Origin of the sequence: Corynebacterium guangdongense, from assembly GCF_030408915.1 — a bacterium.
Taxonomy (GTDB): Bacteria; Actinomycetota; Actinomycetes; order Mycobacteriales; family Mycobacteriaceae; genus Corynebacterium; species Corynebacterium guangdongense.
Genome location: NZ_CP047654.1, coordinates 275,331 through 302,012, shown reverse-complemented (window position 1 = coordinate 302,012; position 26,682 = coordinate 275,331). Strand labels below are relative to the sequence as shown.

The following is a 26,682-nucleotide window of genomic DNA, read 5'->3' as shown; positions in this document are numbered from 1 at the left end:
AGGACAAGGAAGGGGCGCCGGCCCCGACTATAAGGACGTCACTCCAGCGAAGGAGGGCGATGAATATTGCACCCGTGGCAACAAGCAACAGTGTTCTACTATTCTTGCATGGTTCGCAAAAACTCCGGAACAATCGCGTCGGTTGACCGCGCACTCATCATCCTGCGCCGCGTCATCGAGGACGGCTCGATCACGGTGACCGCCGCCGCCGATCTGCTCGAGGTCAACCCCTCGACAGCCTCACGGCTTCTCGCCACACTCCAGGCCAACGGCTTCGTCACCCAGGGACCCAAACGCGACTTCACCGTCGGGCCGGTACTGAGCAGGGAGGACCACAAGGCCGAGGAGGTCCGCATCACCCTGCGCCCCTTCCTCGAGCGACTCCTCGACCTCTCCGGTGAGACGGTCCACCTGGCCACCCTCATCGGCACCGAGGTCTACCACCTCGACGGCATTGAGGCGCACGGCCACACGATCGTGCACGCCTACATGCCCGGCTGGGTCTTCCCCGCACACCACTCCTCCCAGGGGCGGGCGATGCTCGCCGAACTGACCCTGACGGAGCTGCACGCACGCTACGCCGCCGTCGAGCCGGGTGAGGCCAACGCCCTGACCCCGGCGGAGGTGGCCGAACTACACAAGGACCTTCAGGCGGTGCGCGATCAGGGATACGCCACCAATTTCGAGAGGTCCGAGAAGGGGGTGGCGGCCCTGTCGGTCTCCCTGGGCATCCGCGACGGGGCCCACCTGGCGCTGAGTGCGGCGTTGCCGATTATCCGCTACACCCCTGAACTGGGCGAGAAACTGCGCGATGCCCTCCTCACCGTCCGGCGCGACATAAATAACACCTTAAACAGCTAGTTTGCGACTGGCGCAACTATAGGGGGAAGACTTGCGCGCTACGGAAGTTGTGTTCTACTCTTGCGCCACGCCCACAACGTGCCGGGTGCCACACATGGCCCCGACCACGTGAGTGCCGCGACCGATCTGCCCCGACGCCACGGGGCGAGAGGGCCTCACCGCCGACCAGGCGCCCGACCATGCCAGGACCTGGTCCCCCTCCGGACAGTGGAGTAACACAGTGACTACCGCCTCATCGGCTGCCCCCGTGGCAACCACCACCCCGAAGAGCAAGAACGGCAAGGGAAGCCAGAGCTTCCGCTCCTCACTCGCCGGTTTCTTCGGTTCCGCCCTCGAGTACTACGACATGTACATCTACGCCTCGGCTTCGGCCCTGGTGTTCTCTCAGCTCTTCTTCCCCGACGCAGAAACGACCGGCCTGCTGCTGTCCCTGGGCACCTACGGCGTCGCCTACCTGGCGCGCCCGCTCGGCGGCTTCCTCGCCGGCCACGTCGGCGACGTCTTCGGCCGCCGCAACGTCATGCTCGCCACCCTGCTGGTCATGGGCCTGGCCACCTTCGCCATCGGCTGCCTGCCGTCCTACAACTCCATCGGCATCTGGGCCCCGATCATCCTGGTCCTGCTCCGCCTGGTCCAGGGCCTCTCCGTCGGCGGTGAGCTCGCCGGCGCCACCTCGCTGACCATGGAGCACGCCCCGGAGGGCAGGCGCGGCTTCCTCACCTCCTGGCTGATTCAGGGCATCTGGGCCGGATACATCATCGCCACCCTGGCCTTCCTCGCGATTCAGACGCTGCCGCAGGAGACCATCATGGATTGGGGCTGGCGCATCCCGTTCTGGGGCTCCGCCCTGATCGTCATCCTCGGCCTCTACATCCGCACCCAGATTCAGGAGCCGGAGGTCTTCGAGGACAGCAAGGCGGAGGCACGCCAGGCCGCCACCCCGATCTCGGTCCTGTTCAAGCACCAGAAGGCCGACGTCGTCCGCGTCATCTTCGCCTCCTTCCTGCTGGTCATCTCCACCACCGTGCCGGTCTACGGCCTGACCTACGGCGTCAACGTCGTCGGCATGGACGCCTCCACCATCCTGTGGTCGACCATCCTCGCCTACGCCGTCGCCCTGGCCACCCAGCCGGCGTTCGGCATCCTGTCCGACAAGATCGGCCGCAAGCCGGTCATGATTGCCGGCAACCTGGTCGGTGGCGCATCCGCCTGGTACTTCTTCTGGTCGCTCTACAACGCCGACGTCACCGGCATCATGATCGGCATGGTCGTCACCATCTCCGTCGGTTTCGCCGCCGTCCACGCCAACTACGCCGTCTTCTTCGCGGAGATGTTCGACGTCAAGGTCCGCATGTCCGGCATGGCCATCGGCCTGCAGCTCGGCATCATCGTCACCGGCTTCTCCCCGATGATCATCCAGGCCCTGACCCAGCGCTACGACGGCGCCTGGTGGCCCGCCGCCCTGGTGACCACCATCGCCTGCGTGATCTCCTCCGTCGCCATCGCCACCGGCCGCGAGACCCACAAGGTCCCGCTGGCACAGCTGGGCAAGAAGATCGTCATCGACGAGTCCGGCGACTCTTCCGCCGCCGATCAGTCCCCGGCGGCCGCCGAGATGGTCCCCTCGCCGACCGCGTAACCGACCGAAGCGCCGCTCGCCCACCCCGGCGGGCGGTTTTTCGTTTCTGTATGGACGCGCAAATAGCCAGGAGGTGCTGTGAGAATCCTGGGGAGGCCAGTACCGGACCATAAAGAAATGGTTCTGGAACCTGTAATCGCCTTTTCACGTGCCGCGGGTTTTCGTAACGTGAAGGTCACAGCGCCAGACACAAGGTCTGCCGCACGACGAAAGGATTTATTCCATGATCGACGGACTTTTTGGCATCATTGAGGCAATCTTCAGCGGCGTCGTCGGCGTCTTCGAGGCTGGATTCGACGGCATCGGTGGCGTCTTCGGCGCAATCGAGACCTCCTCCGAGAGCCTCTCCTCCTAATCAGGGAGTAGGGAAGCAACCAGTCCCCTAGGGACTGAATCCGGCCACCAGTGGCCGGTAAGCAATTCCGGAAGCGCCCCGTGGCCATGAACCACGGGGCGCTTCCGCATTTCTGCCCACCAGTCCCCCGCGCCCCCGGGCGAGGCACCCTCGACCCGCGCCGGCACCCGGAGCGCAACTCCCGAGATACCGCACCCGGCCCGGTGTCTAGGCTTGGGTGGCATGTCCCCCATCTTTGACGCCGGCGCCGACTACGCCGCCCACCGGCCCAGCTATCCGGAGGAGCTGCCCGGCCTGCTCGCCGACCTGCCGACGCGCACCCGACTTGCCCTTGATGTCGGGTGCGGCACCGGCCAGCTCACCGTTCCTCTCGCCGACCGCTTCGACCGGGTCATCGGCGTCGACGTCTCCGAGAGCCAGATCGCCTCGGCGATCCCGCACGAGCGCGTGAGCTACCGGGTCGGCGCGGCCGAGGACGTCAGCGTCGACGAGCCCGTGGATCTGGTGACCGTCGCCCAGGCGGCCCACTGGATCGACGACCTCGACGCCTTCTACGACCGCGTCCGTTCCCTCGCGGCGGAAGGCTCGGCCATCGCCTTGATCAGCTATGGCCTCTGCCACCTGGAGGGTCTCGACGAGATGTACCGGGAGTTCTACCGGGGTGATTTCCACCGCTTCTGGGATCCCCGCCGCCGCCACGTCGAGGAGGGCCTCGCCGCCCTGCCCTTCCCCTTTGCCCCGCTGGCCGTCGACTGCCCGCCGATCATCCGCCGCTACACCCACCGGCAGTTCATCGACTACCTCGGCACGTGGTCGGCTACGAAGGAGTCGCTGCGGCGCGGCTCCACCGAGCTCACTGACTTCGCCGCCGCGCTGGCCGACGCCTGGGGCGATCCCGGGCAGCCGCGCACCGTCACCTGGCCCGTCACCGTCCGAGCAGGCAGGATCCATGACTGAGAACATTCATCCCGACGACCACGTCCTGCTGAGCACCCTGGCCAAGCGCTCCGACCTCTCGGTTCCGCGCCCTCAGACCCACTTCCTGGATTTCCCGGACGAGGCGTCCGCCCAGCGGCTCCTCGCCGCCGTCTCGGCGGAGTGGACCCCCGTCGGCGTGACGCGGAAGGGGCAGGTGTGGCGGGCGGCGGTCGCGCGCGCCGACAAGCCCACGAACCGCACCACCATTCCGGTCGCGCGCACGTATCTGACCGGCCTCGCCGAGTCCGTGGGCGGGCGTTACTTCGGATGGGAGGCGACCACGGACGTCGGGCTGCGCCACCACGACGATCCGGCGGACGAGTTCGTCACCATCGAGCAGCTCAACGAGAACGAGGCCGCGGCGATCAACCAGCTGCTGCCGGCGCTCAATCAGATGGGGCTGACCCTGACTCCGGAGAACCTGGCGAACTTCGCGCGTGAGAACCGGGCCAGGTGGCTCGAACTCAACGACGCCGACGGCGGGCTGACCCGGGAGAACGCCGAATTCCTCATCGGCACTGCCGCCGGCGAGCAGATCGGCCGGGCCACGGGCCTGCGCTGGATCGTCATCGTCCAGGGCGAGGATTCCGAGATCGCGCTCGCCGACGCCGAACGGGGCCTCATCCGCCCCTACGCCATGGCCGCGGACTGGTGGGACGATCCGGAGTCGGAGGACGTCGCCGACTTCGTCCGGGCCGCAATCCTGCTGGTCACCACCGGCGGGAACTGACCGGCTAATCTGGTTCCCAGAGTTCGGCCGCAGGAGGTAGTCAATGACGGCACTGGAGCACAACCTGGCACTGGCCCACGACTGGTCCGGGACGTTCAAGATCATGGGCGATCCCACCCGGCTGAAGCTGCTCAGCGCGATCCACTACGCGGGGCAGTTCGCTTCGACCGTCACGGAGCTGGCCGAGGCCACCGACGTCCGCGTCGCCACCGCCTCGGCGGCCCTGCGCGCCATGGAGCAGAACGGGACGGTGGCCTCCTCCCGCGACGGCCGCAGCATCCACTACGGCATCGCGGACGAGCGCGTCCACCACCTGCTCCACTGGATCGGGACCAGCCACGAGCATTAGGCGTCGATGGACACGCCAATCCACACGGGCTCGGGCACGAGCGTCACGCCGAACTCGGCGCGGACGCCGTCGCGGACCTCGCGGGCCAGGGCCACCAGATCGCCGGTGACCGCCGAACCGCGGTTGGTCAGCGCCAGGGTGTGTTTCGTCGACAGCCGCGCCCGCGCGCCCTCGTCCGGGTAACCACGGGGGAAGCCCGCGCGCTCGATGAGCCAGGCCGCCGAGAGCTTGTCGCCGCCGTCGGCCGGCCAGCGTGGCATCCGTTCGGCGTCCTCCGCTCCCCGGGTCTCCCGGACGCGGGACTGCACCTCATCCGCCACGGCCGGGTCCACCACCGGGTTGGTGAAGAAGGAGCCGGCCGACCAGGTGTCGTGGTCGGCGTCGTCAAGCACCATGCCCTTGCCGCGGCGCAGGGCCAGCACCTCCTCACGCACCTGCGCGACGGGCCGGCGCTGACCGGCCTCGCCGGCGAGCTGGCCGAAGCGCAGCGGCGTGCTCAGCCCGTCGGTGCTCAGCTGCATGCGCAGCGCCAGGACGACGGCGCGGCCGGTGAACTTGAGATTGGAGTAGCGGTAGGCCAGCTCCAGGGAGGACGCCGGCGCCCAGGACACCGAACCGTCGGTGCGGTCCAGCAGCAGCACCTCGGTCAGCGTCTCCGCGACCTCCGCGCCGTACGCGCCGACGTTCTGCACCGGGGTCGCGCCCGCCGAACCCGGGATGCCCGAGAGACACTCGAGGCCGCCCAGGCCCCGCTCCACGGAGCCGGCGACGACGTCGTCCCAGACCGCCCCCGCCTCGGCCTCGATGAGACCGTCCTGCCCGTAGCTCACCCCGTCGTTCTCCAGCAGCACGACCACCAGATCGAGGTCCCCCTCGGCGACGACGAGGTTCGAGCCGCCGCCGACCACGAGGATCCCCTGCCCGGCGCGGTCGAGCACGCGGATCGCCTCGACCGCCGCCGCCGTGGTCGCGCACCGCACGGTGAAGCGCGGGCGGCCGCCCAGTCGCAGGGTGGTCAGATCCGCCAGGGACACGTCATGGTCGAGCGCGGTGTCGGGAATCTCTGAGAGCTTTTGGGTCAAGGATGATTCGGTCACGCGTGTAACGGTAGTCTGTGTCTCATGGCTACCCATAGCGAAAACACCGTGACCATCAACCACTCCGTCGAGAAGCTCCACCAGGCGTACGCCTCCAAGGATTACTGGACCTTCATCGCCGAGAACCTCTCCCCGGAGCCGGGCGAACTCAACGAGCTGGCCGACGGCCAGGCCACCCTCTTCGAGGTTCTGCCGCTGGAGTTCCTGCCGGAGGCCGTGCACTCCATGATCAAGGACGCCCTCCGACTCAAGCGCGTCGTCACCTTCGGCAACCTCGAGACCGGCACCTTCCCGCTGTCCTACACCGCCGACGTCAAGGGCACCCCGGCGTCCTTCGAGGGCACCGTCAAGGTCACCGGCAACGGCGAGACCACCACCCTGGACTACGACAACGAGACCACCGTGAACATCCCGTTCATGGGACCGGCCATCGAGGGCAAGGTCGGCGAGTACCTGGACGAGCTCTTCGAGAACGAGGCCAAGCTCACCGACCAGTGGATCTCCGAGAACCTCTGAGACTGACGCGTCCTCGCTGACGCCCGAACGAAAACTGACGACCGATGGCCGACCATGTCCCCAATCTCCGGGCGCACAACGTGCGCGCCGAGAACACGCATGGTCGGCCTTTCGGCGTCATCACCCGCGGAACGACGGGCTACAACCGCCTGCGCCGCTCCGACCGCTGGACGGTCCACCACCCCGGTATCCGGGCGCTCCTGACCGGCGCCGACGCACCCCTGGCGGTGGACGTCGGTTACGGCGCCAGCCACACCACCACAGTCGAATGGGCCACCCGGCTGCGCACGATCCGCCCGGACCTCCGCGTCATCGGGCTCGAGATCGCCCCGGAGCGTGTCCTGCCGCCCCGCGACGGCGTCACCTTCGAGCTCGGCGGCTTCGAACTCGCCGGCCACCGGCCGCACCTGGTGCGCGCCTTCAACGTGCTGCGCCAGTACGACGTCTCCCAGGTCCTGCAGGCCTGGCAGACCGTCGCCGAGCGCCTCGCCCCCGGCGGCCTGTTCATCGAGGGGACCTGCGATGAACTGGGCCGACGCTCGACCTGGGTGCTCATCGACGCCCACGGCCCCCGCTCCCTGACCCTGGCCTGGGATCCGATGGATCTGGACCGGCCCTCCGACATCGCCGAACGCCTGCCCAAGGCGCTCATCCACCGCAACGTCCCGGGCGAGCGCATCCACGACCTCCTGCAGGCCGCGGACTCCGCCTGGGACCGCGCCGCCGGGTGGGCCCCCTACGGGCCGCGCGTGCGCTGGCGTCAGGCAAGGCAGCTGCTTGTCGACGAGGGCGTCCCCCTCACCCCGGTGCGCCGTCGCATCCGCGACAACCTGCTGGAGGTTCCCTGGGAGCACGTGTCCCCCTCCCTGTGACGGTTGGTGCCGGGGCCCGCCTTCACCGATACTGGGCAGCATGGCTAAGACATCCTCCGGTTCCACCCTGTGGCGGGTCCTCCTCGCCATCCTCACCGTCCTCGTCGTCCTACTCATCGCCGCCGAAGTCGGCCTACGCATGTACCTCTCGGGCCAGGTCACGCAAGGCTTCGAGCAGCAGGCGCAGGAGGACGGCGTCGTGGTCACCGAGGAACCCGAGGTCTCCTTCGGCGCCTCTCCCCTGGTGTTCGGCCTGCTCGGTGGCACGCTGCCCCAAGTGACGATGCGCACCCCCTCCACGCTGCAGCAGGAGGGCGAGACCTACAAGGGCACCCCGGCCGCCGACGTGCGCATCGAGGACCTGACCGTCGCGGAGAACCCGGTGGCCGGCACGCTGACCACCACGACCGAGCTGCCGGAGGACTACATGCTCGCCATCATCCGCGAGCAGCTGCGTTCGCAGGTCGGTCAGGACTCCGGGATGGCGAGCACGCTCGTCGATGAGCTCGGCATCACCGACCTGAACGCCAACGTCGCCGAGCAGACCCTGGATCTGGAATTCGCCCGGGGACTGGCGGGCATCTCGCTCGCCCCCGCCGACGTCGACGGCCAGATGAGCCTGGAGGCACGTTCGACCCGGCTGTTCGGCATGGAGCTGCCCCAGGAGGTCTCCGCCAGCATCTCCCAGGCGCTGCAGGAGGGAATCGCCGAGCAGGCCAACGAGCACGCCGGCGCCGACGTCGCCAACTCGCTGACGATCGACAGCTACGAGATTGTCGACGGCGCCCTGCGCGTGACGGTCACCGGCCACGACGTGCCCCTGAGCGAGCTCTAGCCGCTAGTCAATCTCCGCCAGCACCGCGCCCGGATTCGCCACCGCGACCCGGGCGGCGCCGTTTTCCAGGGCCTCGACGGTCTCGCCCAGGTCCGCCGCCCGCACAAGCGTCCGCCCCGGAGCCTCCGCGGGGTGCTTGACGACGCAGAAATTCGCCCCACCCGAGACCGCCGCGTCCCTGACGACCGCGTTGCCGCCGGTGATGACCGCAAGCTGCACCGGCTGCGGCACCGCCTGCCGCACCGCGACGACATCAGCCAGCAGTGCGTTGGCGTCGATCAGCGTCGTGTCGACCGCCAGCCAGATGATCGCCGCCCCCTCCTGCACCGCCAGCCGTGCCTCCGCGGCCTTGACCAGTGAATGGTGCCGCCCCGTCGGATAACCCACCACGACGGAGACCACCAGGCCGTCCGGGACAGCAGCGACGTGAACGGGATCGACGACGACCCCGTGCAGCCCGAGATCGGCCGCCTGCGCGCAGGCGGCGCGAATCCTTTCCCGGGTCAGCGTGGGGTCGGTGAGATCGGCGTCGAGGCGCCCGGCCAGCCACTGGGCGTCGCTGATCATGTGTGACGGCCCTACCAGCCGTAGTTGCCGCTGACGATGTTCCTGATCTGCGGCCGCACGTCAAAGAAGTACACGCCGATCGCGACGATGCCCGCCCAGGAGAGGAACGGGAAGCGGGTGAAGACCACGAAGGCGGAGGCCACCAGGATCGCCACCCAGATCCACTTGCCCTGGCGCCCGGCCGCGGGGTACGCGTCGTCGCGGGTGGTGGCGGCCAGCACGGCGCCGACCACGCCGGCGAGGGCGATGAGCCAGTACAGCAGCGACTCGAGCCACATGTACCCGTCCAGCAGTGACATCGGATCCATCGGTTACTTGTCCTTTTCGTCGACGGGCGTCTCCGTCGTCTCAGCGGAGATCACTTCCCCGTCGATGATATCGGTGGAGCCCTCGTCCGCCGAACCGGCGGACTCCTCGCCGTCGGCGCCGCGGCCGCGCACCCTGCCGATGGTCTCCTCCACCGAATCCCGGACCCGGCCCAACGCGCCGCCGACGTCATCGAGCTTGCCCGACCCCCTGGTGGCGTCGACCGCTGCGACCACGCTGCCCGCGACGTCCCGCACGATGCCCTCCGCATGACCGGCGAAGGTGCCGGCGGCCCCCTTGACCGCCCCGAAGCCGGAGCCCTCCTGGAAAGTCCTGCGGGCGTCCGCGCCGGCCGCCCGTATCTGGGCGACGGTCGTGTCCTTCTCCTCCACCGGGTCATGCAGCGCGTGGGTGCCGGTCTCCTGGGAGGAGCCGGCGCGGTCCCTGCGGTAGGCCCCGGTGAACTCGCCGACGAGTCCCCCGAGCGAGGACCCGGCGGCCTTGAGGCTGTCCAGCAGCGAGTTCTCGTCGGCGGCGCCCGAATCCTGCGGGGGTGTCCGATCGTCGGTCATCGTCATCACATCCTTGGGATGGCTCGTTTTCTACACTCCGAAGAGCACGTAATTCACAGTGTAAATAACCATCCCGGCGAGCGCACCGACGATCGTGCCGTTGAAGCGGATGAACTGCAGGTCCTTGCCCACCATGAGCTCGATCTTGTCCGCCGCCTCCTTGGCGTCCCAGCGCTGCACCGTCTCGGAAATGATGCTGGTGACCTCGCCCGAGTAGTTCTCGGCGAGGAACTTCACCGCCCCGGTGAGACGGCGGTCCAGGCTGGTGCGCAGCCCGTGATCGGTGCGGATGCGCACACCCCATTCGACCGTGAGCTCCGTGACCTTGGTGCGCAGCGCGCTGGCGGGATCCTCCGCCGCGTCCAGGAGAGCCTTCGACGTCGACGCCCAGATGCCGCCGGGCAGCTCCTGCACCGCGGTGGAGGCCATCATGTCGGCCTTGAGCCCCTCGACCCGCTCGATCATCCCCTCGTCGTGCTGCAGGTCCTCGGCCAGCTGCGCGATGAAGCGGCGGATGGCGTGGCGCGCCTCGTGGTCCGGATCCCGGTCGACGTCCTCGATGAACTTGACGATTTCCTTGTACACGCGCTCCCCCACGAGATCACGGGCGAAGCGGGGCGCCCACTGCGGCATGCGGTCGTCGATCATCGTGACGACGGACTCCTCCATGCCGTCGATCTTCCTCCGTGCCCAGGTGATGGTGGCCTGGACGACCGGTTCGGTCTTCCCGTCGTCGATGAGCCCCTGCAGCAGGCGTCCGGCGGGCGGGGCCCACTTGGGCTCCGTGGCGCGCCCGATGACCTGGGAGCGGATGATCGCCTCCGCGTCCGCCGGGTCAATGTCGCGGACCACGGCGGCCAGCAGGCGACCCGCCTCCCGCGAGACGACCCGCGCGTTGTCCCACTGCGACATCCACCCGCCAATGCGTTCCGGGATGTTGGCGCTGGAGACCTTCTCGGTGATCAGCTGGGCGTTGAGGAAGTTGTCGCCGACGAACTCGGAGAGCGTGTCGCCGAGCTTGTCCTTCTGCCGCGGAAGCAGGGCCGTGTGCGGAATCGGAATGCCCAGCGGATGCCGGAATAGCGCGGTGACCGCGAACCAGTCCGCGATGCCGCCGACCATGCCTGCTTCTGCACCGGCGCGGACCAGCCCCAGCCAGCCGCTGTCGTAGCCGCGGGACTGCAGGAAGGAACACGTCAGAAAGATGATCGCCGCGACGACCAGCAACCCCGTGGCAAAGGCCTGGTACCTGCGCAACACCCGGCGGCGTTCAGCTTCCACCAGCGGGTCCGGCCCCGGTACCGTGCCGCGCACGGCCGGTGCAGTGTCGTCGTTGTCCGGGCGAGTGTGTTTTCCCATGCGCCCATTATGGACCGCGGGGCCGGGACCCGCGGAAAGAACGGCAGCACCCCGTCACCACGGTGAGGTGGTGGCGGGGTGCTGTCGAGCACGATGCGCCGGTGGCGCCGGTGGCGGAGCCTAGTTGTGGCGGCCGGTGCGCTTGCGGTACTCCTTGTACTCACGGCGGCCGCTGCGGATGAGCAGGTAGCCGATGATCCAGGCGGAGATCAGGCCGACGCCGCCGATGATCAGGAACGGGGTCGGGTCCCAGTTCACGGAACCGGAGCCCCACAGCACCATGCCGAGGCCGTGGATCCAGATGCCGGCGAACGCCAGGGAAGCAACCCAGATGCCCATGCCGACCCAGGTGGAGCCCTTCTCCAGGGAAGAGTGCGGCGCGTTGAGCGACATCGGGTCGTAGCCGTCGATGTAGGTGGAATCGATGGTGTCGCCGTACTGACGGTAGGACTCGTTGACGAAGTCCGCCGAGTTTTCGTGAATCGGGGTGCTCATGATTGCTTCTCTTTCATTTGCCGGCGCACGCTCTCCAGGTCACGGTCGTGATCGGGGGCTGTGCGGGGACATCGTGCCTCAAAAGATTTGTGGTTCCAGTCTACCGGGAGACCGACACACCGCCACAAGTGCTGCACCGGAAGGTTGACCCCTCCGGTGCAGCGGGCGCAAGCTAGTCGTCCTTGCCGCGGAAGGCGGCGCGGGCGCGCTCACGCGTGACTGCGGAGACCGCGGTCAGCGGGATGCCGGCCGGGCAGACGTCGGCGCACTCGCCGTACAGGGAGCAGTGACCGAAGTTGGTCTCGAGCTCGTCGACCATCTGACGGGCGCGCTTGCCACGCTCCTCGGTGCCCAGCGGGGTCAGGGAGAGGTGGACCAGCTTCGCGCCGGTGAACAGGTGCGCGGCGCCGTTCGGGCAGGCGGCGACGCAGGCGCCGCAGCCGATGCAGGCGGCGTGGTCGAGCGCCAGCTCGTTGGCCTCGTAGTTGGTGTGCAGCGTGTCGGCGTCCGGGGCGGTGCCGGCGTGGACGGAGATGTAGCCGCCCTGCTGCATGACTCGGTCCAGCGCGGAACGGTCGACGACCATGTCCTTGATGACCGGGAAGGCGCCGGAGCGCAGCGGCTCCAGCTTCACGGTGTCGCCGTCGGCGAAGAGGTTCAGACGCTGCTGGCAGGCCGGGGTGTGCTGGCCCGGGCCGTGCGGACGGCCGTTGACCATCAGACCACAGGTGCCGCAGATGCCCTCGCGGCAGTCGGACGCGAACGCGAAGGGCTCCTTGTTGGCCTCGACGTAGCCGGCGTTGACGTGGTCAAGCAGCTCGAGGATGGACATCTGGGAGTCAGCGTCGTCGACCTGGACGGTCTCGAAGTTTCCCTCGGCGTTCGGGCCAGCCTGACGCCAGATTTCAAGTGTCAGCTTCATTACTTGTAGTTCCTTGTCTGCAGCGGGATGGCGTCGAAGTAGAGCGGCTCGGCGTGACGGATGAACCCGTTCTCGCCGTTCGGCTCCCAGGCGGAGACGAAGCACCAGTTCTCGTCGTCACGCTCGGCCTCGCCGTCCTCGGAGAGGTGGTCGTCGCGGAAGTGAGCGCCACAGGACTCATCGCGGTCGAGGGCGTCGACGCAGATGAGCTCGCCCAGGTCGATGTAGTCGGCCACCCGGGCGGCGTACTCCAGCTGCTGGTTCATGGTGTTCTGCTCGCCGGTGACCTGAACGTTGGTCCAGAAGTCCTGGCGCAGCTCACGGATGGCGGCGATCGCGGCCTGCAGGTCCTCGACGTTGCGGGAGACGCCCGCGCCGCGGTAGAGGATCTCGCCGAGCTTGATGTGGTAGTGCTCGGCTCCGTGCGGGTTCGGGCCCCTGACGTTCATCAGGCGGTCAATCCGGGCCTGGGCGCGGTTGAGGGCCTCGACGGCCTCCGGCGCGTCGGCCGGCAGCAGCGGCTCACCCAGGTGGTTGGCCAGGTAGTTCGGCACGGTGAACGGCAGGGTGAACCAGCCGTCGACGGACGCGGACAGCAGCGAGTTGGCGCCCAGGCGGTTCGCGCCGTGGTAGGTCCAGGAGGCCTCACCGGCGGCGAAGAGGCCGTCGAGGGAGGTCATCTCGTTGAAATCGGTCCACAGGCCGCCCATGGTGAAGTGGACGGTCGGGGCGATGCGCATCGGGCCGTCGTGCGGGTCCTCGCCGATGGCCTCCTCGTACATCTTGAAGAGGTTGGAGTAGCGGGAGTCGATCACGTCGACGCCGAGGCGCTCGAAGGCGTCCCGGAAGTCCAGGTACACCGAGTTCTTCAGCGGGCCGATGCCGTAGCCGGCGTTGATCTGCTGGGAGATCGCACGGGAGGCGACGTCACGCGGGACCAGGTTGCCGAAGGCCGGGTAGCGGCGCTCCAGGAAGTAGTCGCGCTCCTCCTCCGGAATGGTGTTCGGGTCGCGGTCGTCGCCCGGCTCCTTCGGGGACCAGATGCGGCCGTCGTTACGCAGCGACTCCGACATGAGGATGGTCTTCGACTGCCAGGAGGCGTTGATCGGCAGGCCCGTCGGGTGGAACTGGATGAACGACGGGGACGCGAAGTACGCGCCCTGCTCGTAGGCACGCATGAGGGCGCCCGCGTTGGAGTTCTTGGCCAGGGTCGACATCTCGTAGACGTTGCCGTAGCCGCCGGTGGCCAGGATGACCGCGTGGGCGGTGTGCGCCTCGAGCTCACCGGTGATGAGGTTACGGGTGACGATGCCGGTGGCGCGACGCTTGCCGTCCTTCTCGGAGACGATGAGATCCAGCATGTCGGCATGCGTGAAGATCTCGACGTTGCCCAGGTGGATCTGGCGCTGCAGCGCGGACGCGGTCGACAGCTGCAGCTGCTGACCCGTCTGGCCACGGGTGTAGTAGGTGCGCGAGACCTGGACGCCACCGAAGGAACGGGTGGCCAGGGTGCCGCCGTACTCACGGGCGAAGGGGGCGCCGATGGCGTTCATGTGGTCGATGACGCGGGCCGACTCGATGGCCAGACGCCAGCAGTCGGACTCGCGGCCACGGTAGTCGCCACCCTTGACGGTGTCCTTGACGTGACGGTAGGCGCTGTCGTTGTCGACCTTCTTGCCGCGGGCGGAGTTGACGCCGCCCTGGGCCGCGATGGAGTGCGCACGGCGCGGGGCGTCGTGGTAGGTGTAGACCTTCACGTTGTAGCCGAGCTCACCGAGGGCGGCGGCGGCCGCGCCGCCGGACAGGCCGGTGCCGACGACGATGACGGTGAACTTGCGGCGGTTCAGCGGGGAGACCAGGTTCATGTGGTCCTTCTGGTAGTCCCACATGTCGCGCATCGGGACGCCCTTGGGCTCCGCGTTATCGAGGACGGTGCCGACCGAGACACCCGCGACGGACGAGTTCGGCGCGGTGAACTGCGGCTGCTCAGCCGGTGCAGAATTTGCGATGTTGCTCATGGATGAAATTTCCTATCTGACCTAGCTGACCCAGCCGAAGAGGACGGACAGGGGCATGATGATGTTGCCTGCAACCACGATCAGCGGCACCAGTGCTGCGAGCCAGCTGAAGACCACGCGCCACCGGCGACCGGTGATGCCCAGGTCGGAAGCGGCCAGCTTGATGCCGTGGAACAGGTGGAGGAACAGCGCCAGGTTGGCGATGACGTAGAGCAGGACGACCGGCCAGCGGGAGAAGGTCGCAATCATGTTCGCGTGGACGGCACCGTGCTCGAAGGTCTCCGGTGCGGCCGGCGACAGACCGAGGGTCAGGTCAGCCAGGTGGAAGAGGAGGAAGAGCAGGATGATGACGCCGGTGACGATCATCGAGCGGGTGGCCGCGGAGTCCATGCCACCCATGAGGTTGGTGCGGCGGAACTTGCCGCGGGACTTGCCGGAGCGGGAGATCAGGGTGATCGCGCCGTGGATATGGGCCACGAGGGCGACCAGCAGAACGATGCGGATGACCCACAGGATGGACTCGTAGGGGAAGAGCGGGGCGCCCATGGTGCGCAGGAACGCACCGTACTCATCGAGGGCGGCGACGCCGTCGTGTGCGGGCATGTAGAGCTTCAGGTTGCCGGCCATGTGGCCGATGACGAAGAGAGCGAAAATAAGACCCGTAACCGCCATGACGAGCTTGATTGCCCAGGACGGATATCCCGGCTTGTCGCGCAGCGGTCGTTCGGTGATTTTGCCGTGACGTAGGGATTCACGGTCTGCGTTAGTAACAGTCATGACACCTCCAGTGTTCCGCATTACTCTACGACGAATTTCTCCGGAACCTCCACCGAAACTGCCGGTCAGGCCCGGGCACAGGCATGTTTTTCACAGAATCACCTCGGAGCGCTCTACTTAGGTTCCCCTAAGCGGTGGCCTTCTTTTCGCACGTCCGCAGAAATTGTGAACATTACTGTTTCCTTATAACCGGGCCCGTTTCGATGGGTTGTGATGTTGCCCACCAGCACGGCAAACGCCCCTCGAGGCCACCCCAATGGGTATCAACCCAAAGATTGAGTTCACACATTCCCCGGAACGGTCACAACCGGTACGCCTGTCCCACTGCCCGCGCCCCATTGACCTTGGATTTTGCCCTCAATCACTGTCCCACACCCTCATTCGCTGGATGAAGTCCTCGTCATGGAGGGTGCCCTCCCGCTCGGCCTCCTCAATTCGTTCGGCCACCGCCCGGCGGCGTTCGTACTCGCGCACGGTGTAGATCGCAGATCGAATCTCCACCGATCGATCGAAGTTGGAGCCGATCGCACCGGCGAAAGTCCCCAGCGCGGCGGAGAGCCACCCGATCCGCACGTAGGAGGCCCAGCTGGCCGGTTCCTCAAGTTCTGCTTTCAGGTAATCCCCAGGGACCACCACCACGGAGAGAAGCGCCATGCCCGCCGCCGCCACCACAAACATCAGCAGCACCGTCAACACGATCGTCAGCAGCGTGACGATGTTGTCGATGTTCTCCCGCCAGCGGGACTGCTGTGTGCCCCGGCGCACCCACAGGCGGTTGCGCACGATGAGCCAGGCGGAGAAGACGGTCACCGCCATCACGGACAGCACGGCCAGCCGCCACGCCCCCATCGCCTCCGAGAGGTTCCAGATCGAGCCGTAGAACACGCCGAAGCCCCCGGTGGCCGCCATGGCCGCGAGAGATCCGGCCATCGCGGGCAGGATACTTCCCGGCTGATTCGCCCGGACCATGCCGCCGATGAGGCTGAGGCTGCGTCCTGGCCGGTCAAGCACCCGCGACGAGGCCGAGGAATCGCCCGGCTCGGCCACCTCCACCCCGTGGACCGGGCCCCCACCGGTGAGCAGGGACCTCAGTTCCTTGCCCAGGCGGCGCCGGCCCAGCACAGCACCGAAGGCCGGGGTGCTGAGAAGGACATCGTTGCCGTCCGTGGACGTCTGGCTCACCACCGGCCGGCGCCGGGTGGTCAGTGGCAGGTCGGTGACGTAGATGAGCCGGTCCCAGTCACGGGCCGTGCGCATGCTCGGACCGTAACGCTCGAGCTGCACCTCCCCCTCCTCCGTCATGGGGAGGGTGCCGGTGACCATGTCGACGTTGACGCCCTTCAGGGCGTCGTCGTCCTCAAGGCCCTGAAGCACCCGGGCGACGTCTGCGGCCGGTTGCCCGCGATCCGCCACAATTCCGATTCGCACGGTGCCAGCCTCCTGAACATGGGTGGGGAAACGACGGCGGCCGGAAGGACCAGGCGATGGTCCTCCCGGCCGCGTTCAAACGTTCACGCCCGACTCTACGTGCCTAGAAGTTGATCATGTGGCCGTCGATGCCGTGGGCCGCTTCCTTCATCGCCTCCGACATGGTCGGGTGGATGTGGACGTTGCGGGAGATCTCGCCGGCGGTGAGGTCGAAGCGCTGCGCGAGGGTCAGCTGCGGGGTCATGTCGGAGACGCCCTCGCCGATCATGTGTGCGCCGACCAGTTCGCCGTATTCCTCGTCCGCGATGATCTTGACGAAGCCCTCGGTGGCGTTGGCGCCGACGGCCTTGCCGTTGGCGGAGAACGGGAAGGAGGAGACCTTGAACTTCTTCTCCGGCCACTTCTCCTTGGCGGCCTCGAGGGTGTAGCCGAAGGAGGCGACCTGCGGGTTGCAGAAGGTCGCGCGCGGCATCATCATGTAGTCGCCCAGCGGCTGGGTCTCGGCGCCGGCGATGACCTCGGCGGCGACGACGCCCATGGCCTCGGCGACGTGGGCCAGCTGCAGCTTGGCGGTGACGTCACCGATGGCGTAGATGTGATCGACGTTGGTGCGCATGTAGTCGTCGATGGCGATGGCGCCACGCTCGGTGAGCTCGACGCCGGTGTTCTCCAGGCCGTAGCCCTCGGTGCGCGGGCGGAAGCCGACGGAGACGAGGACGCGATCAACGGTGATGGTCTCGGTCTTGTCCGAGCCCTTCTTCTGGTAGTCGACCTCGACGGAGGAGCCGTTGTCGCGGACGGCGGTCGTGGCGTGGCCGGCGAGGACCTTGACGCCCAGCTTCTTGTAGACCCTGGCGATGGTCTTGGAGATCTCCGAATCCTCGTTCGGCAGCACACGGTCCATGAACTCGATGACGGTGACGTCGACGCCGTAGGCGTTGAGGACGTAGGCGAACTCCATGCCGATGGCGCCGCCACCGACGATGACCATCTTTTCCGGGGCCTTCGGGTTGAGGATCTGCTCCTCGTAGGACACGACGTTCTCGGAGAACTCGACGCCGCGCAGGGAGTTGACGACGGAGCCGGTGGCGATGATGACGTCGTCGAAGGTGACGGTCTTGCCCTGGTCATCGCCCTCGGTGATCTCGATGGTCTTGGCGTCCTTGAAGGAGCCCAGGCCGTTGATCTCGGTGATGTTGTTCTTCTTCATCAGGTAGTGGATGCCGCCGACGATCTTGTCGGAGACCTGGCGGGAGCGCTTGTGGGCGTCCCCGTACTCGAAGGTGACGTCACCCTTGATGCCGAAGACCTTCTTCTCGTGGTTGAAGATGTTGGCGACTTCTGCGTTCTTGATCAGGGACTTGGAGGGGATGCAGCCCACGTTCAGGCAGACGCCGCCCCAGTACTGCTTCTCGATGACCGCGACCTTCTTGCCCAGCTGGGCCGCGCGGATGGCGGCGACGTAGCCACCGGGGCCCGCGCCGAGTACTACAACGTCATAATGTTCATTAGCCATGGCCCAAGGATACGGCGTGCGCCCCGGAACGTCGCAAGAAAGAGGGTATCTACCCCCCGGAAGCTTATTGACGCGGGCCACAGGGCACGACGACGCCCGATCCCCCACCTTTGTGGGGTGGGGGATCGGGCGTCGTCACCCAGACTCCTAGAAGAAGCCCAGGCTCAGGGCGATCTGGGAGGAGGTGGAGGAGCCGAGGTGCAGGGCGGCACCGAGAATCTCGTTGATCTGAAGCTGAATCTGCTCGACAATGGACATGCGCGTTGCCTTTCGCTGGGTGGAGGATTGCTCCCTGAGTTCATCCCGGAAGGGCCGGCGATCGTTACATTCCGGCCCTGGGGACCTCAGGAAATTCTGGCAACATTATGACACGATTCTCACTTGCTCACCACTGGCAACGCCGGTATTTTCCCCACGATGCGCGTCCGATGGTGCGCAGCGCCTGAAAACATGCCAAGATTCGAGCCAAGGTTTAATTCCGAGCGTTTGCTAACGATTGTTACAGGTGCCCCGATACAAGCTTTGACGCACCCCGGCCTCTCCCCCACGGTCACGGTGAAAGTAAAGCGGAAGAGAGACAGATGAAACTGCTTCGTAAGCTGGCTGCCCCGGCGGCTATCGCAATTGCCCTCGGCGCCGGAATGTCCGGCGTCGCAGCCCCGGTCGCCGGCGCGGCCGACGTCACCCCGGCACAGGTCGCCGGCGACGTCGCGCAGTCCACGATCTCGGAGTTCACCCAGCCCTCGGACCGCACGTGGGTCAAAATCGCGGACCAGAACGCGGACCGCGTCCTGAAGCTGAAGGCCTACTCCCCGTCCATGGGCCGTGACATTCCGCTCGCCGTCATCCCGGCGACCGACCCGCAGGGCAGGCGCGTCGCCGACGCCCCGACGATCTACCTGCTCAACGGCGCCGGCGGCGCCGAGCAGAACAACGACTGGTTCACCCTGAACCCGAGCACGGCCGATCACGAGGGCACCATCGACTTCTACTCGGGCAAGGGCGTCAACGTCGTCATTCCGATGGCCGGCGCCTTCTCCTACTACATGGACTGGCTCGGCACCCCGAACTCCGGCTACCTGACCGGCCCGCAGAAGTGGGAGACCTTCCTGACCAAGGAGCTGCCGGGTCCGATCGAGAACTACCTCGACGCCGGTAACCAGCGCGGCATCATCGGCTTCTCCATGTCGGCGACCTCCGCCCTGCTGTTCGCCGCCCACAACACCGGCTTCTACGACGCCGCGGGCGCGTTCTCGGGCTGCTACTCCACCTCCACCCCGATCACCTACGGCTTCACCGGCCTGACCCTGGATCGCGGCGGCAGCAACCCGCAGACCATGCTCGGCCCCCTGGGCGGCAGCCACAACCTGTACAACGACGCCCTCGTCAACGCCGCCGGTCTGCGCGGCACCGAGATGTACATCTCCAACGGCTCCGGCCTCGCCGGCGAGACCGACATGGCCGGTTACTACACCGCTCGTGGCGTCGACCCGGCCATCGCCTCCGCCAACGCCGCCGTCCTGCAGTTCGAGGGCGGCATCATCGAGGCGGCCTCCAACGGCTGCACCCACGACATGAAGGCAAAGCTGGACTCCCTCGGCATCCCGGCCGACTGGAACTTCCGTAACACGGGCACCCACTCCTGGCCCTCCTGGCGGGACGATCTGCAGCTGTCCTGGCCGACCTTCGAGCGCGCCTTCTTCGGCTAAACCGCCCGGCCCCCGGCCCCCGGCCCCGGTGACGCGTCAGCGCGTCCCCGGGGTCTTCTCGTGCGCGGCACCGGCCCGGCGGCGTCAAGGACCTCGACCGGCCCCTCCGTCTTTCAGGGGATGCACCCCGCCCGGGAGCGAGTAGCATTTCCGCTCGTGAGTAATTCCCCCGGCGTGGCGAGGCGAGCCCGCCTCGCCCTTCAGGCCAGCCCCTCGCGGGTCACGGTCGCAGGCTTCGCCGTCGCCGTCGTCGTGGGCACGCTGGTGCTGATGCTGCCCGCCTCCTCCGCGGACGGTACATCCACCGACGCCTTGGCTGCGGCCTTCACCACTGTCTCCGCGCTATGCGTGACCGGGCTCATCGTGGTGGACACCGCCACGCACTGGTCGATTCTCGGGCAGGCCGTCATCGTCGGGCTGATCCAGGTCGGCGGCTTCGGCGTCATGACCCTGGCCTCGGTGCTCGCCCGGTTGCTCGCTCTGCGCATGGGCCTGCGCGAGCGCATCACCGTGGCCTCCATGACGCGCAGCGACGGCATGGGGTCTTTGGGGCAGACGCTGCTGCGCATCGCGGGCTGGACCCTGCTCATCGAGGCCCTCACCGCGCTGTGGCTGGCGATGTGGTTCCAGCTCCAGTACGACTACTCCCCGGCGCGTGCGCTGTGGCACGGGGTTTTCCACGCGGTCAGTGCGTTCAACAACGCGGGCTTCGCGCTCTATTCGCTCAGCCTGATGGACTTCGCCTCCGACTGGGGCGTCCTGCTGCCGATCTGCGGGGCGGTCATCCTCGGCGGTCTGGGCTTCCCGGTGATCGTGGACCTGGCCCGCACCTACCGGCTGCCGCGGAAGTGGGCCCTCAACACCAGGCTCGTCCTGCTCGGCACGGCGGGCCTGCTCGGCGTCGGCACCCTGCTGCTGCTGGTCAACGAATGGCGCAACCCCGCCACGCTCGGCCCCCTGAGCGTCGGGGACAAGATCCTCAACGCCTTCGCGCAGTCGGCCTTCACCCGCACCGCCGGCTTCAATTCCGTCGACATCGCCCAGCTCAACGAGGGCTCCTGGTTCCTCATGGACATCCTCATGATCATCGGCACCGGCCCCGCCGGCACCGGTGGCGGCCTGAAGATCACCACGGTGCTGGTCCTGGTGCTGGTGGCGCGCTCCGCCTACCTCAACCGCACCGACGTCGCCGCCTTCGGCCGCCGCATCCCCTCGGCGGTGCAGCGCGAGGCCATCGCCGTCGTCACCCTCGGCGCAGGCGTCGTCCTCCTCGCCACCGGCGTCGTCCTGGCGCTGTCCCCCTTCGACCTGGGGATCGTGCTCTACGAGGTGGTCAGCGCCTTCGCCACGGTCGGACTGTCCACCGGCATCACCGCCGCCCTGCCCCCGGCCGCCCAACTGACCCTCATGGCCTGCATGTTCATCGGGCGCCTCGGCCCCATCACCCTCGCCAACTCCCTGGCGCGCCGCCAACCCACCCGCCAGTACGAATTCCCCACCGAAAGGCCGATCATTGGCTAACTTCCTGCACCGCGACATCCGCTCGGGCACCACCCCGGACGCCATCGCCGTCCTCGGGCTCGGCCGCTTCGGCTCCGCCGTCGCCCTCGAGCTGGAGTCCATGGGCGTGCCCGTCCTCGGCGTCGACCTCGACCACGCACCCGTCCAGGCGCACGCCGACCTGCTGACGAAGGTGGTCGTCGCCGACGTCTCCAACGAGACCGCCTTCGAGCAGCTCGGCATCGCCGACTTCGACCGCGTCATCGTCGCGATCAGCAAATTGGACGCCTCCGTGCTCACGGCGTCGCTGGCCCTGTCCGCCGGGGTGCCGCACGTGTGGGCGAAGGCGTCGACAAGCGCGCACGGCAAAATCCTCACCCAGCTCGGCGTCCATCACGTCGTCTTTCCCGACGCCGACACCGGCAAGCGCACCGCGCACGTCATCGGCGGAAACCTCCTCGACTACCAGGCCTACTCCGAGGACTTCGTCATCCTCGTCGCGCACGCGCCGGCCCCGCTGCTCGGCAAACCGCTCACGGACGCCCTCACCAGTCAGCTCCACGTCGTCGCCCTGAAGAACCCGGGCGGTCGCTGGCATCATGCCAGCGGCCACGAAATCCCCCATGAAGGCGACATCATCATGGTCACCGGCCCGGCGGACGCCGCCGAGCGCTTCACCCGACTCCAGTAGGCTCATCAGATTATGAGCCGCCACACGATCAACCCCGAACTGCTGGTGCCCGTCGAAGGCGAGGAGGCGCTCGCCTGGGCCGTCGACTGGTCCGAGAACACCGAAGCCGCCTACCCGCGCGCCGAGCTGCGCGAACGCATCCGCGCCGCCCTCGACACCGACGCGCGCATCCCCTATGTCACCCGGCGCGGCGAGCACCTCTACAACTTCTGGCGCGACGCCTCGCACGTCCGGGGCGTGTGGCGCCGCACCACCCTCGACTCCTACCTCAGCGAGGATCCCGAGTGGGAAGTGCTCGTCGACGTCGACGCCCTGGCCCGCGAGGAGGACGAGGACTGGGTCTGGAAGGGCGCGCACGTGCTCGTTCCGGCCAACGACCGGGCGCTGCTGCGCCTCTCGCGCGGCGGCGCCGACGCCACCGTCGTGCGCGAGTTCTCCCTCAACTCCCGTTCCTTCATCGAGGGGGGCTTCACCCTGCCCGAGGCCAAGTCCGACGTCTCCTGGGTCGACGAGGACACCCTGCTGGTCGGCACCGACTTCGGCGAGGGCTCGCTGACCACCTCCGGCTACCCCGCCCAGGTCCGCCTGTGGCGCCGCGGCGACGCCATCGCCGACGCCGAGGTCTACGCGACCTGCTCCCCCGACGACGTCCTCATCGGCGCCTGGTCCGAACCCCTCACCGGCCGCATCACCGTCACCCGGGCGATGGACTTCTACTCCTCCCGCGTGGCCGTGAGCACCGACGCCGGCCTCCAGGTCCTCGAGCTTCCCGAGGACTGCGAATCCGTCATCCACCAGCAGTTCCTGCTCATTCATCCGCGGACCGCGGTGCACGGCGTCCCCGCCGGCGGCCTTGGCGTCATGCTGCTGGAGGACTTCCTCGCCGGCAGCCGTGACTTCATGCTCGTCTTCCAGCCCACGGCGCACACCTCACTGCGCTCGATGGCGTTCACGGAGAACTACCTCGTGCTGACGGTGCTCGACGACGTCGCCACCGCCGTCTCCCTGGTCCCGCTCTCCTTCAGCGCCGGGGTCATCGACCTCGAACTGCCGGCGGCCGCCACCGCCTCCGTCGTCGCCACCTCGCACCTCGACGGTGACGAGATCTGGCTCTCCGTCTCCTCCCCGACCACCCCGCCGACCCTCTACCGCTGGGCCCCGGCCGAGGGCGCGGCGGAACTGCGCGTCGCCAAACAGACGCCCGCGCTTTTCGACGCCGAGGGACTCGAAACCCGCCAGCACTGGGCCACCTCCGCCGACGGCACCGAGATCCCGTACTTCATCACCGGCGACTTCTCCCTCGGGGCTCGCCCCACCCTGTGTGGCGGTTACGGCGGCTTCGAGGTCTCCCTGACCCCGGGGTACTCACCCGTGCAGGGCCTGGCCTGGCTTGAGGGCGGCCGCCACTACGTCCAGCCCAACCTCCGCGGCGGCGGCGAATTCGGCCCCGAATGGCACTCCCAGGTGGTCAAGACCAACCGGCACAAGGTGTGGGAGGACCACGAGGCCGTGCTCCGGGACGTCGTCGAGCGCGGTTACTGCACCCCGGACCAGCTGGGCATCCGCGGCGGCTCCAACGGTGGCCTGCTCACCGCCGGCGCCCTGAACCGGTACCCCTCGGCTTTCGGCGCCTCGGTGGTCCAGGTGCCGCTGACCGACATGCTGCGCTACCACGAGTGGCTCGCCGGCGCGTCGTGGATGGCGGAGTACGGCGACCCGCGCGTCGACGAGGAGCGCCGGGCCCTGGAATCCTGGTCCCCGCTCCACAACGTCTCCGCCACGGTGCCCTACCCGCCGGCGCTGGTGACCTCCTCCACCCGCGACGACCGCGTCCACCCCGCCCACGCACGACTCTTCGCCAGGGCGCTGGCCGAGGCCGGTCAGCCGGTGGACTACTTCGAGAACACCGGCGGCGGCCACGCCGGCGCCTCCGACAACGACCAGGTCGCCCGGGTGGAATCGCTCATCTACTCCTGGCTGGTCGAGAAACTGGGGTAGGTGTGGGGCGGGGACCACGCGGCGTCGACAAGCGAAGGGCCTAGTAGCATTGGCGAAATCATGACTCTTCGCCTGCGCACCACGCCAGTCCCCGGTACGCGTGACGCGTACACCGGGATTGATTTCAACCTCGGGTTCCACGCCCGCCATTACCATCTTGATCTGACGTACCGGGTGATGCCGAACCGGCTCGACGGCACCGCGACCATTGACGTGGTGACGTGGAAGGACCTCGGAGTGATGACGCTGGATCTGATGAACAACCTCAGCGTCCGGCGGGTCACGGCCGTGGGCGCGGGCGGCCGCTCCATCAAGGTCACCCGTTTCAAGCACAGCGACAACAAGCTGCGCATCACCTTCTCCGAACCGCTGCGCGCCGACACGGAGTTCCAGCTGGTCATCCGCTACGGCGGCAACCCGCGCGGGCGCCGCACGACCTGGGGGGACATCGGCTGGGAGGAGCTGGAGTCCGGCGCCCTCGTCGCCTCGCAGCCCAACGGCGCACCCAGCTGGTTCCCCTGCGACGACACCCCGGACGAGAAGGCGCTCTACGACATCCGGGTCACCGCCGACAACCCCTTCACGGTGATCAGCAACGGCGAGCTGGTCCACAAGCGGGGCGCCGGCTCCACCACGACCTGGCACTACCGCACCGCACAGCCGCTGGCCTCCTACCTGGTGACGCTGCAGGTCGGCGAGTACACGCGCCTCGAACTGGGCACGCGCACCGACGCCTGGGTCCCCCGCCGCTTCCTCGAGGAGGCGCGCGAGGCCTTCCGCGACCAGGAGGAGATGCTCGAGGTCTACGAGAACATCTTCGGCCCCTACCCCTTCCCCCGCTACACGGTGGTGATGACGGAGGATGAGCTGGAGATTCCGCTGGAGGCCCAGGGCCTGTCGATCTTCGGCTCCAACATGGTCACGCCGGAGTGGGAGCGCCTGGTCGCGCACGAACTCTCGCACCAGTGGTTCGGCAACTCGCTGGGCCTGGCGCAGTGGGACGACATCTGGCTCAACGAGGGCTTCGCCTGCTACTGCGAGTGGCTGTGGTTCGAGCACAAGGGCCACCCGGCGGCGGATTCGGCCCTGGAGCACTACCAGGATTTGGCGATGAAGCCGCAGGATCTCGTCATCGGCGATCCCGGCGCGCAGGACATGTTCGACGACCGCGTCTACAAGCGGGGTGCGCTGACGGTGCACGCGCTGCGCGTCCTGCTTGGTGACGCCGCGTTCTTCGAGGCTCTCCGCGCCTACGTTTCTTTTGGGCGCCATTCAATCGTCGAGCCGGTTGACCTGCGTACCCAGCTCTACCGCGTCGGAAACCAGGAGCAGATCGACGAACTTCTCGACGCCTGGTTGTGGTCCCCCGCCCTGCCGGAGTTCCCCCGGTGAAGTACCTGGGCCTGGCGACGATCTTCGCCGCGCTGTCCGGCTTCCTCGTCCTCATCGTCGCAGGCTGGACGCTCGGCGAATCGGGCTACGCGCAGTTCCAGGCCTACTGGGGCCTGTTCTTCGCGCTGACCGGGCTCATCGACGGCATCACGCACGAAACCACCCGCGGCGCCGCGGCAGTTCGCGAAGGCGCCGTCGCCCGGGACGCCCGCCCCTGGCGGGCCGGCTTCGGCCTGTCACTGGTGGTGGCGCTGGTGGTGGCTGCGACTTCGCCGGCGTGGATGGGCCTGCTTGTCGACGAGCCCCGTTCCGCCACCGCCCTGATGACCGTCGGCCTCCTCTCCTACACGTTCCAGGCCGTCCTCTCCGGCGTCCTCTCCGGGGCCGGGCTATGGGGCCGCTACTCCGCCCTGGTCGCGCTGGATTCCGGCGTCCGTCTGGCGCTGACGCTGGTGGCGTGGCTGCTGGGCTGGGGCCTGGTCGGGTTCTTCGTCATCACCGCGATCGGCGCGGCGTCCTGGCTGGCCGTTCTGCGCCGCGCGGACCTTGCCGTGCGCGTCGACGTCTCCCTGCCGGTGTTCGTCCGCCGGGTGGCCTCCGCCATGGCCGCCTCCGGCTCCTCCGCCGCGCTGATCACCGGCTTCCCGACGCTGCTCCAGGCCACCGCCGCCGACCGGGAGACACTCACCGGCGTCACCGTCGGCGCCGTGATGATGGCGATCTCCTTCACCCGCGCACCGATTCTCGTGCCGGTCCAGCGTTTCCAGACCGCGCTGATCTCCCGCTTCGTGGCTCAGGGTTCCGCCCGGGCGCTGGCCATGCCCATCGGGCTCGTGTTGCTGGTGGGGCTGGCCGGTGCCGGCCTGGCCTGGCTCGTCGGCCCGTGGCTGATGGTCACCGTCCAGCGCGGCAACGAGGATTTCTGGGTCTCCGGCGGCTTCCTGGCCGCGCTCACCTTCGCCTCCGCCTGCGCGGGTTCGCTGATGATCACCGGCGCGGCGGCGCTGGCCCGCGAGCAGCACGGGCTCTACGTCGGCGGCTGGGTCGCCGCCACGCTCGTCGCCTTCCTGTTCCTGCTCATTCCCCTGCCGCTGGAACTCTCCGTCGGCATCGGGCTGATCGTCGGCCCCCTGGTCGGCGGCGCCGTCCACGCGTTGGCGCTGCGCCGGTAGATTTCGCACACATGTTTGAATAAAAGGA

Annotated in this window: 26 protein-coding genes; 15 read left to right on the top strand and 11 right to left on the bottom strand. The window is 67.9% G+C overall.

What is annotated here, in order from left to right; genetic code table 11:
• The first annotated feature begins 108 nt into the window (after positions 1 to 108).
• From CGUA_RS01505 to CGUA_RS01480, 6 genes are all read left to right on the top strand, one after another.
• Positions 109 to 861 (top strand): IclR family transcriptional regulator, encoded by a 753-nt coding sequence (locus tag CGUA_RS01505; protein ID WP_290197046.1) that lies wholly within the window; start codon positions 109 to 111, stop codon positions 859 to 861.
• Between the two features lie 247 nt (positions 862 to 1,108).
• Complete coding sequence (locus CGUA_RS01500) at positions 1,109 to 2,500, top strand: MFS transporter (protein WP_290197044.1); 1,392 nt, start codon at positions 1,109 to 1,111, stop codon at positions 2,498 to 2,500.
• A gap of 223 nt (positions 2,501 to 2,723) precedes the next feature.
• Positions 2,724 to 2,855, top strand: a complete 132-nt coding sequence (locus CGUA_RS01495; protein WP_290197042.1) for a hypothetical protein — start codon at positions 2,724 to 2,726, stop codon at positions 2,853 to 2,855.
• A gap of 222 nt (positions 2,856 to 3,077) precedes the next feature.
• Positions 3,078 to 3,812 carry a class I SAM-dependent methyltransferase gene (locus CGUA_RS01490; protein WP_290197040.1) on the top strand — a complete coding sequence of 245 codons (735 nt, stop codon included), beginning with the start codon at positions 3,078 to 3,080 and terminating at the stop codon, positions 3,810 to 3,812.
• Positions 3,805 to 4,563, top strand: a complete 759-nt coding sequence (locus tag CGUA_RS01485; protein WP_290197038.1) for a ribonuclease E inhibitor RraB — start codon at positions 3,805 to 3,807, stop codon at positions 4,561 to 4,563. Before CGUA_RS01490 ends, CGUA_RS01485 begins: the two co-directional genes overlap by 8 nt.
• 43 nt (positions 4,564 to 4,606) lie before the next feature.
• A complete protein-coding gene (locus tag CGUA_RS01480) occupies positions 4,607 to 4,912 on the top strand; it encodes an ArsR/SmtB family transcription factor (RefSeq protein WP_290197036.1) in 306 nt (101 codons plus the stop codon).
• Here CGUA_RS01480 and CGUA_RS01475 read toward each other — a convergent pair.
• On the bottom strand, positions 4,909 to 6,009 hold the full coding sequence (locus CGUA_RS01475; protein WP_290197010.1) for a UDP-N-acetylmuramate dehydrogenase: 1,101 nt from the start codon (positions 6,007 to 6,009) through the stop codon (positions 4,909 to 4,911). The two genes, CGUA_RS01480 and CGUA_RS01475, sit on opposite strands and share 4 nt — an antisense overlap.
• Positions 6,010 to 6,033: 24 nt before the next feature.
• On the opposite strand from CGUA_RS01475, the gene CGUA_RS01470 reads away from it, so the two are divergent.
• From CGUA_RS01470 to CGUA_RS01460, 3 genes are read left to right on the top strand one after another with little or no spacing between them, the layout of a single operon-like run.
• Positions 6,034 to 6,525 carry a DUF2505 domain-containing protein gene (locus CGUA_RS01470; protein ID WP_290197009.1) on the top strand — a complete coding sequence of 164 codons (492 nt, stop codon included), beginning with the start codon at positions 6,034 to 6,036 and terminating at the stop codon, positions 6,523 to 6,525.
• 44 nt (positions 6,526 to 6,569) lie between these two features.
• The gene (locus CGUA_RS01465) at positions 6,570 to 7,397 is read left to right on the top strand and encodes a class I SAM-dependent methyltransferase (RefSeq protein WP_290197007.1); all 828 of its coding nucleotides are present in this window, start codon (positions 6,570 to 6,572) and stop codon (positions 7,395 to 7,397) included.
• 40 nt (positions 7,398 to 7,437) lie between these two features.
• Positions 7,438 to 8,232, top strand: coding sequence for an LmeA family phospholipid-binding protein (locus CGUA_RS01460; RefSeq protein WP_290197004.1), 795 nt, complete (start codon positions 7,438 to 7,440; stop codon positions 8,230 to 8,232).
• Positions 8,233 to 8,235: 3 nt separating this feature from the next.
• Here the strand turns inward: CGUA_RS01460 and CGUA_RS01455 are convergent, their stop codons facing one another.
• The 10 genes from CGUA_RS01455 to lpdA form a co-directional block, all read right to left on the bottom strand.
• Positions 8,236 to 8,799 carry a hypothetical protein gene (locus tag CGUA_RS01455; RefSeq protein WP_290197002.1) on the bottom strand — a complete coding sequence of 188 codons (564 nt, stop codon included), beginning with the start codon at positions 8,797 to 8,799 and terminating at the stop codon, positions 8,236 to 8,238.
• A gap of 11 nt (positions 8,800 to 8,810) precedes the next feature.
• Complete coding sequence (locus CGUA_RS01450) at positions 8,811 to 9,098, bottom strand: DUF2516 family protein (protein WP_374725081.1); 288 nt, start codon at positions 9,096 to 9,098, stop codon at positions 8,811 to 8,813.
• A gap of 12 nt (positions 9,099 to 9,110) precedes the next feature.
• The gene (locus CGUA_RS01445; RefSeq protein WP_290196997.1) at positions 9,111 to 9,677 is read right to left on the bottom strand and encodes a CGLAU_01105 family protein; all 567 of its coding nucleotides are present in this window, start codon (positions 9,675 to 9,677) and stop codon (positions 9,111 to 9,113) included.
• Between the two features lie 30 nt (positions 9,678 to 9,707).
• Positions 9,708 to 11,036: a DUF445 domain-containing protein gene (locus CGUA_RS01440; protein WP_290196995.1), complete on the bottom strand. Its 1,329-nt coding sequence runs from the start codon at positions 11,034 to 11,036 to the stop codon at positions 9,708 to 9,710.
• Positions 11,037 to 11,156: 120 nt separating this feature from the next.
• The gene (locus CGUA_RS01435; RefSeq protein WP_290196993.1) at positions 11,157 to 11,531 is read right to left on the bottom strand and encodes a hypothetical protein; all 375 of its coding nucleotides are present in this window, start codon (positions 11,529 to 11,531) and stop codon (positions 11,157 to 11,159) included.
• A 172-nt stretch (positions 11,532 to 11,703) separates the two neighbouring features.
• Entirely contained in the window at positions 11,704 to 12,453 is a 750-nt protein-coding gene (locus CGUA_RS01430; protein WP_290196991.1) for a succinate dehydrogenase/fumarate reductase iron-sulfur subunit, read from the bottom strand.
• A complete protein-coding gene (locus CGUA_RS01425) occupies positions 12,453 to 14,471 on the bottom strand; it encodes a fumarate reductase/succinate dehydrogenase flavoprotein subunit (protein WP_290196989.1) in 2,019 nt (672 codons plus the stop codon). Before CGUA_RS01425 ends, CGUA_RS01430 begins: the two co-directional genes overlap by 1 nt.
• Positions 14,472 to 14,492: 21 nt before the next feature.
• Positions 14,493 to 15,248 (bottom strand): succinate dehydrogenase cytochrome b subunit, encoded by a 756-nt coding sequence (locus tag CGUA_RS01420; RefSeq protein ID WP_290196987.1) that lies wholly within the window; start codon positions 15,246 to 15,248, stop codon positions 14,493 to 14,495.
• A gap of 357 nt (positions 15,249 to 15,605) precedes the next feature.
• Positions 15,606 to 16,676: a hypothetical protein gene (locus CGUA_RS01415; RefSeq protein ID WP_290196985.1), complete on the bottom strand. Its 1,071-nt coding sequence runs from the start codon at positions 16,674 to 16,676 to the stop codon at positions 15,606 to 15,608.
• A 103-nt stretch (positions 16,677 to 16,779) separates the two neighbouring features.
• Positions 16,780 to 18,192, bottom strand: a complete 1,413-nt coding sequence (gene lpdA / locus CGUA_RS01410; RefSeq protein ID WP_290196984.1) for a dihydrolipoyl dehydrogenase — start codon at positions 18,190 to 18,192, stop codon at positions 16,780 to 16,782.
• Positions 18,193 to 18,773: 581 nt separating this feature from the next.
• On the opposite strand from lpdA, the gene CGUA_RS01405 reads away from it, so the two are divergent.
• The 6 genes from CGUA_RS01405 to CGUA_RS01380 all read left to right on the top strand — a co-directional run bounded on the left by CGUA_RS01405 (position 18,774) and on the right by CGUA_RS01380 (position 26,654).
• Positions 18,774 to 19,901: an alpha/beta hydrolase gene (locus CGUA_RS01405; RefSeq protein WP_290196981.1), complete on the top strand. Its 1,128-nt coding sequence runs from the start codon at positions 18,774 to 18,776 to the stop codon at positions 19,899 to 19,901.
• Positions 19,902 to 20,057: 156 nt separating this feature from the next.
• Positions 20,058 to 21,422, top strand: coding sequence for a TrkH family potassium uptake protein (locus tag CGUA_RS01400; protein ID WP_290196979.1), 1,365 nt, complete (start codon positions 20,058 to 20,060; stop codon positions 21,420 to 21,422).
• Complete coding sequence (locus tag CGUA_RS01395; protein ID WP_290196977.1) at positions 21,415 to 22,092, top strand: potassium channel family protein; 678 nt, start codon at positions 21,415 to 21,417, stop codon at positions 22,090 to 22,092. The genes CGUA_RS01400 and CGUA_RS01395 overlap by 8 nt, the downstream gene beginning before the upstream one ends.
• A gap of 12 nt (positions 22,093 to 22,104) precedes the next feature.
• Positions 22,105 to 24,090 carry a prolyl oligopeptidase family serine peptidase gene (locus tag CGUA_RS01390; RefSeq protein WP_290196974.1) on the top strand — a complete coding sequence of 662 codons (1,986 nt, stop codon included), beginning with the start codon at positions 22,105 to 22,107 and terminating at the stop codon, positions 24,088 to 24,090.
• Between the two features lie 60 nt (positions 24,091 to 24,150).
• Positions 24,151 to 25,482 (top strand): M1 family metallopeptidase, encoded by a 1,332-nt coding sequence (locus CGUA_RS01385; RefSeq protein ID WP_290196972.1) that lies wholly within the window; start codon positions 24,151 to 24,153, stop codon positions 25,480 to 25,482.
• Positions 25,479 to 26,654, top strand: coding sequence for a polysaccharide biosynthesis protein (locus CGUA_RS01380; protein WP_290196971.1), 1,176 nt, complete (start codon positions 25,479 to 25,481; stop codon positions 26,652 to 26,654). Before CGUA_RS01385 ends, CGUA_RS01380 begins: the two co-directional genes overlap by 4 nt.
• Positions 26,655 to 26,682: the final 28 nt, after the last annotated feature.

What these genes read in the sequence shown, in the direction of transcription:
- CGUA_RS01505 (WP_290197046.1), top strand. Translation starts at nt 109, where the DNA reads ATGGTTCGCAAAAACTCCGGAACAATCGCGTCGGTTGACCGCGCACTC.
- CGUA_RS01495 (WP_290197042.1), top strand. Translation starts at nt 2,724, where the DNA reads ATGATCGACGGACTTTTTGGCATCATTGAGGCAATCTTCAGCGGCGTC.
- CGUA_RS01490 (WP_290197040.1), top strand. Translation starts at nt 3,078, where the DNA reads ATGTCCCCCATCTTTGACGCCGGCGCCGACTACGCCGCCCACCGGCCC.
- CGUA_RS01485 (WP_290197038.1), top strand. Translation starts at nt 3,805, where the DNA reads ATGACTGAGAACATTCATCCCGACGACCACGTCCTGCTGAGCACCCTG.
- CGUA_RS01480 (WP_290197036.1), top strand. Translation starts at nt 4,607, where the DNA reads ATGACGGCACTGGAGCACAACCTGGCACTGGCCCACGACTGGTCCGGG.
- CGUA_RS01470 (WP_290197009.1), top strand. Translation starts at nt 6,034, where the DNA reads ATGGCTACCCATAGCGAAAACACCGTGACCATCAACCACTCCGTCGAG.
- CGUA_RS01465 (WP_290197007.1), top strand. Translation starts at nt 6,570, where the DNA reads ATGGCCGACCATGTCCCCAATCTCCGGGCGCACAACGTGCGCGCCGAG.
- CGUA_RS01460 (WP_290197004.1), top strand. Translation starts at nt 7,438, where the DNA reads ATGGCTAAGACATCCTCCGGTTCCACCCTGTGGCGGGTCCTCCTCGCC.
- CGUA_RS01455 (WP_290197002.1), bottom strand. Translation starts at nt 8,799, where the DNA reads ATGATCAGCGACGCCCAGTGGCTGGCCGGGCGCCTCGACGCCGATCTC.
- CGUA_RS01450 (WP_374725081.1), bottom strand. Translation starts at nt 9,098, where the DNA reads ATGTCACTGCTGGACGGGTACATGTGGCTCGAGTCGCTGCTGTACTGG.
- CGUA_RS01445 (WP_290196997.1), bottom strand. Translation starts at nt 9,677, where the DNA reads ATGACCGACGATCGGACACCCCCGCAGGATTCGGGCGCCGCCGACGAG.
- CGUA_RS01440 (WP_290196995.1), bottom strand. Translation starts at nt 11,036, where the DNA reads ATGGGAAAACACACTCGCCCGGACAACGACGACACTGCACCGGCCGTG.
- CGUA_RS01435 (WP_290196993.1), bottom strand. Translation starts at nt 11,531, where the DNA reads ATGAGCACCCCGATTCACGAAAACTCGGCGGACTTCGTCAACGAGTCC.
- CGUA_RS01430 (WP_290196991.1), bottom strand. Translation starts at nt 12,453, where the DNA reads ATGAAGCTGACACTTGAAATCTGGCGTCAGGCTGGCCCGAACGCCGAG.
- CGUA_RS01425 (WP_290196989.1), bottom strand. Translation starts at nt 14,471, where the DNA reads ATGAGCAACATCGCAAATTCTGCACCGGCTGAGCAGCCGCAGTTCACC.
- CGUA_RS01420 (WP_290196987.1), bottom strand. Translation starts at nt 15,248, where the DNA reads ATGACTGTTACTAACGCAGACCGTGAATCCCTACGTCACGGCAAAATC.
- lpdA (WP_290196984.1), bottom strand. Translation starts at nt 18,192, where the DNA reads ATGGCTAATGAACATTATGACGTTGTAGTACTCGGCGCGGGCCCCGGT.
- CGUA_RS01405 (WP_290196981.1), top strand. Translation starts at nt 18,774, where the DNA reads ATGAAACTGCTTCGTAAGCTGGCTGCCCCGGCGGCTATCGCAATTGCC.
- CGUA_RS01390 (WP_290196974.1), top strand. Translation starts at nt 22,105, where the DNA reads ATGAGCCGCCACACGATCAACCCCGAACTGCTGGTGCCCGTCGAAGGC.
- CGUA_RS01385 (WP_290196972.1), top strand. Translation starts at nt 24,151, where the DNA reads ATGACTCTTCGCCTGCGCACCACGCCAGTCCCCGGTACGCGTGACGCG.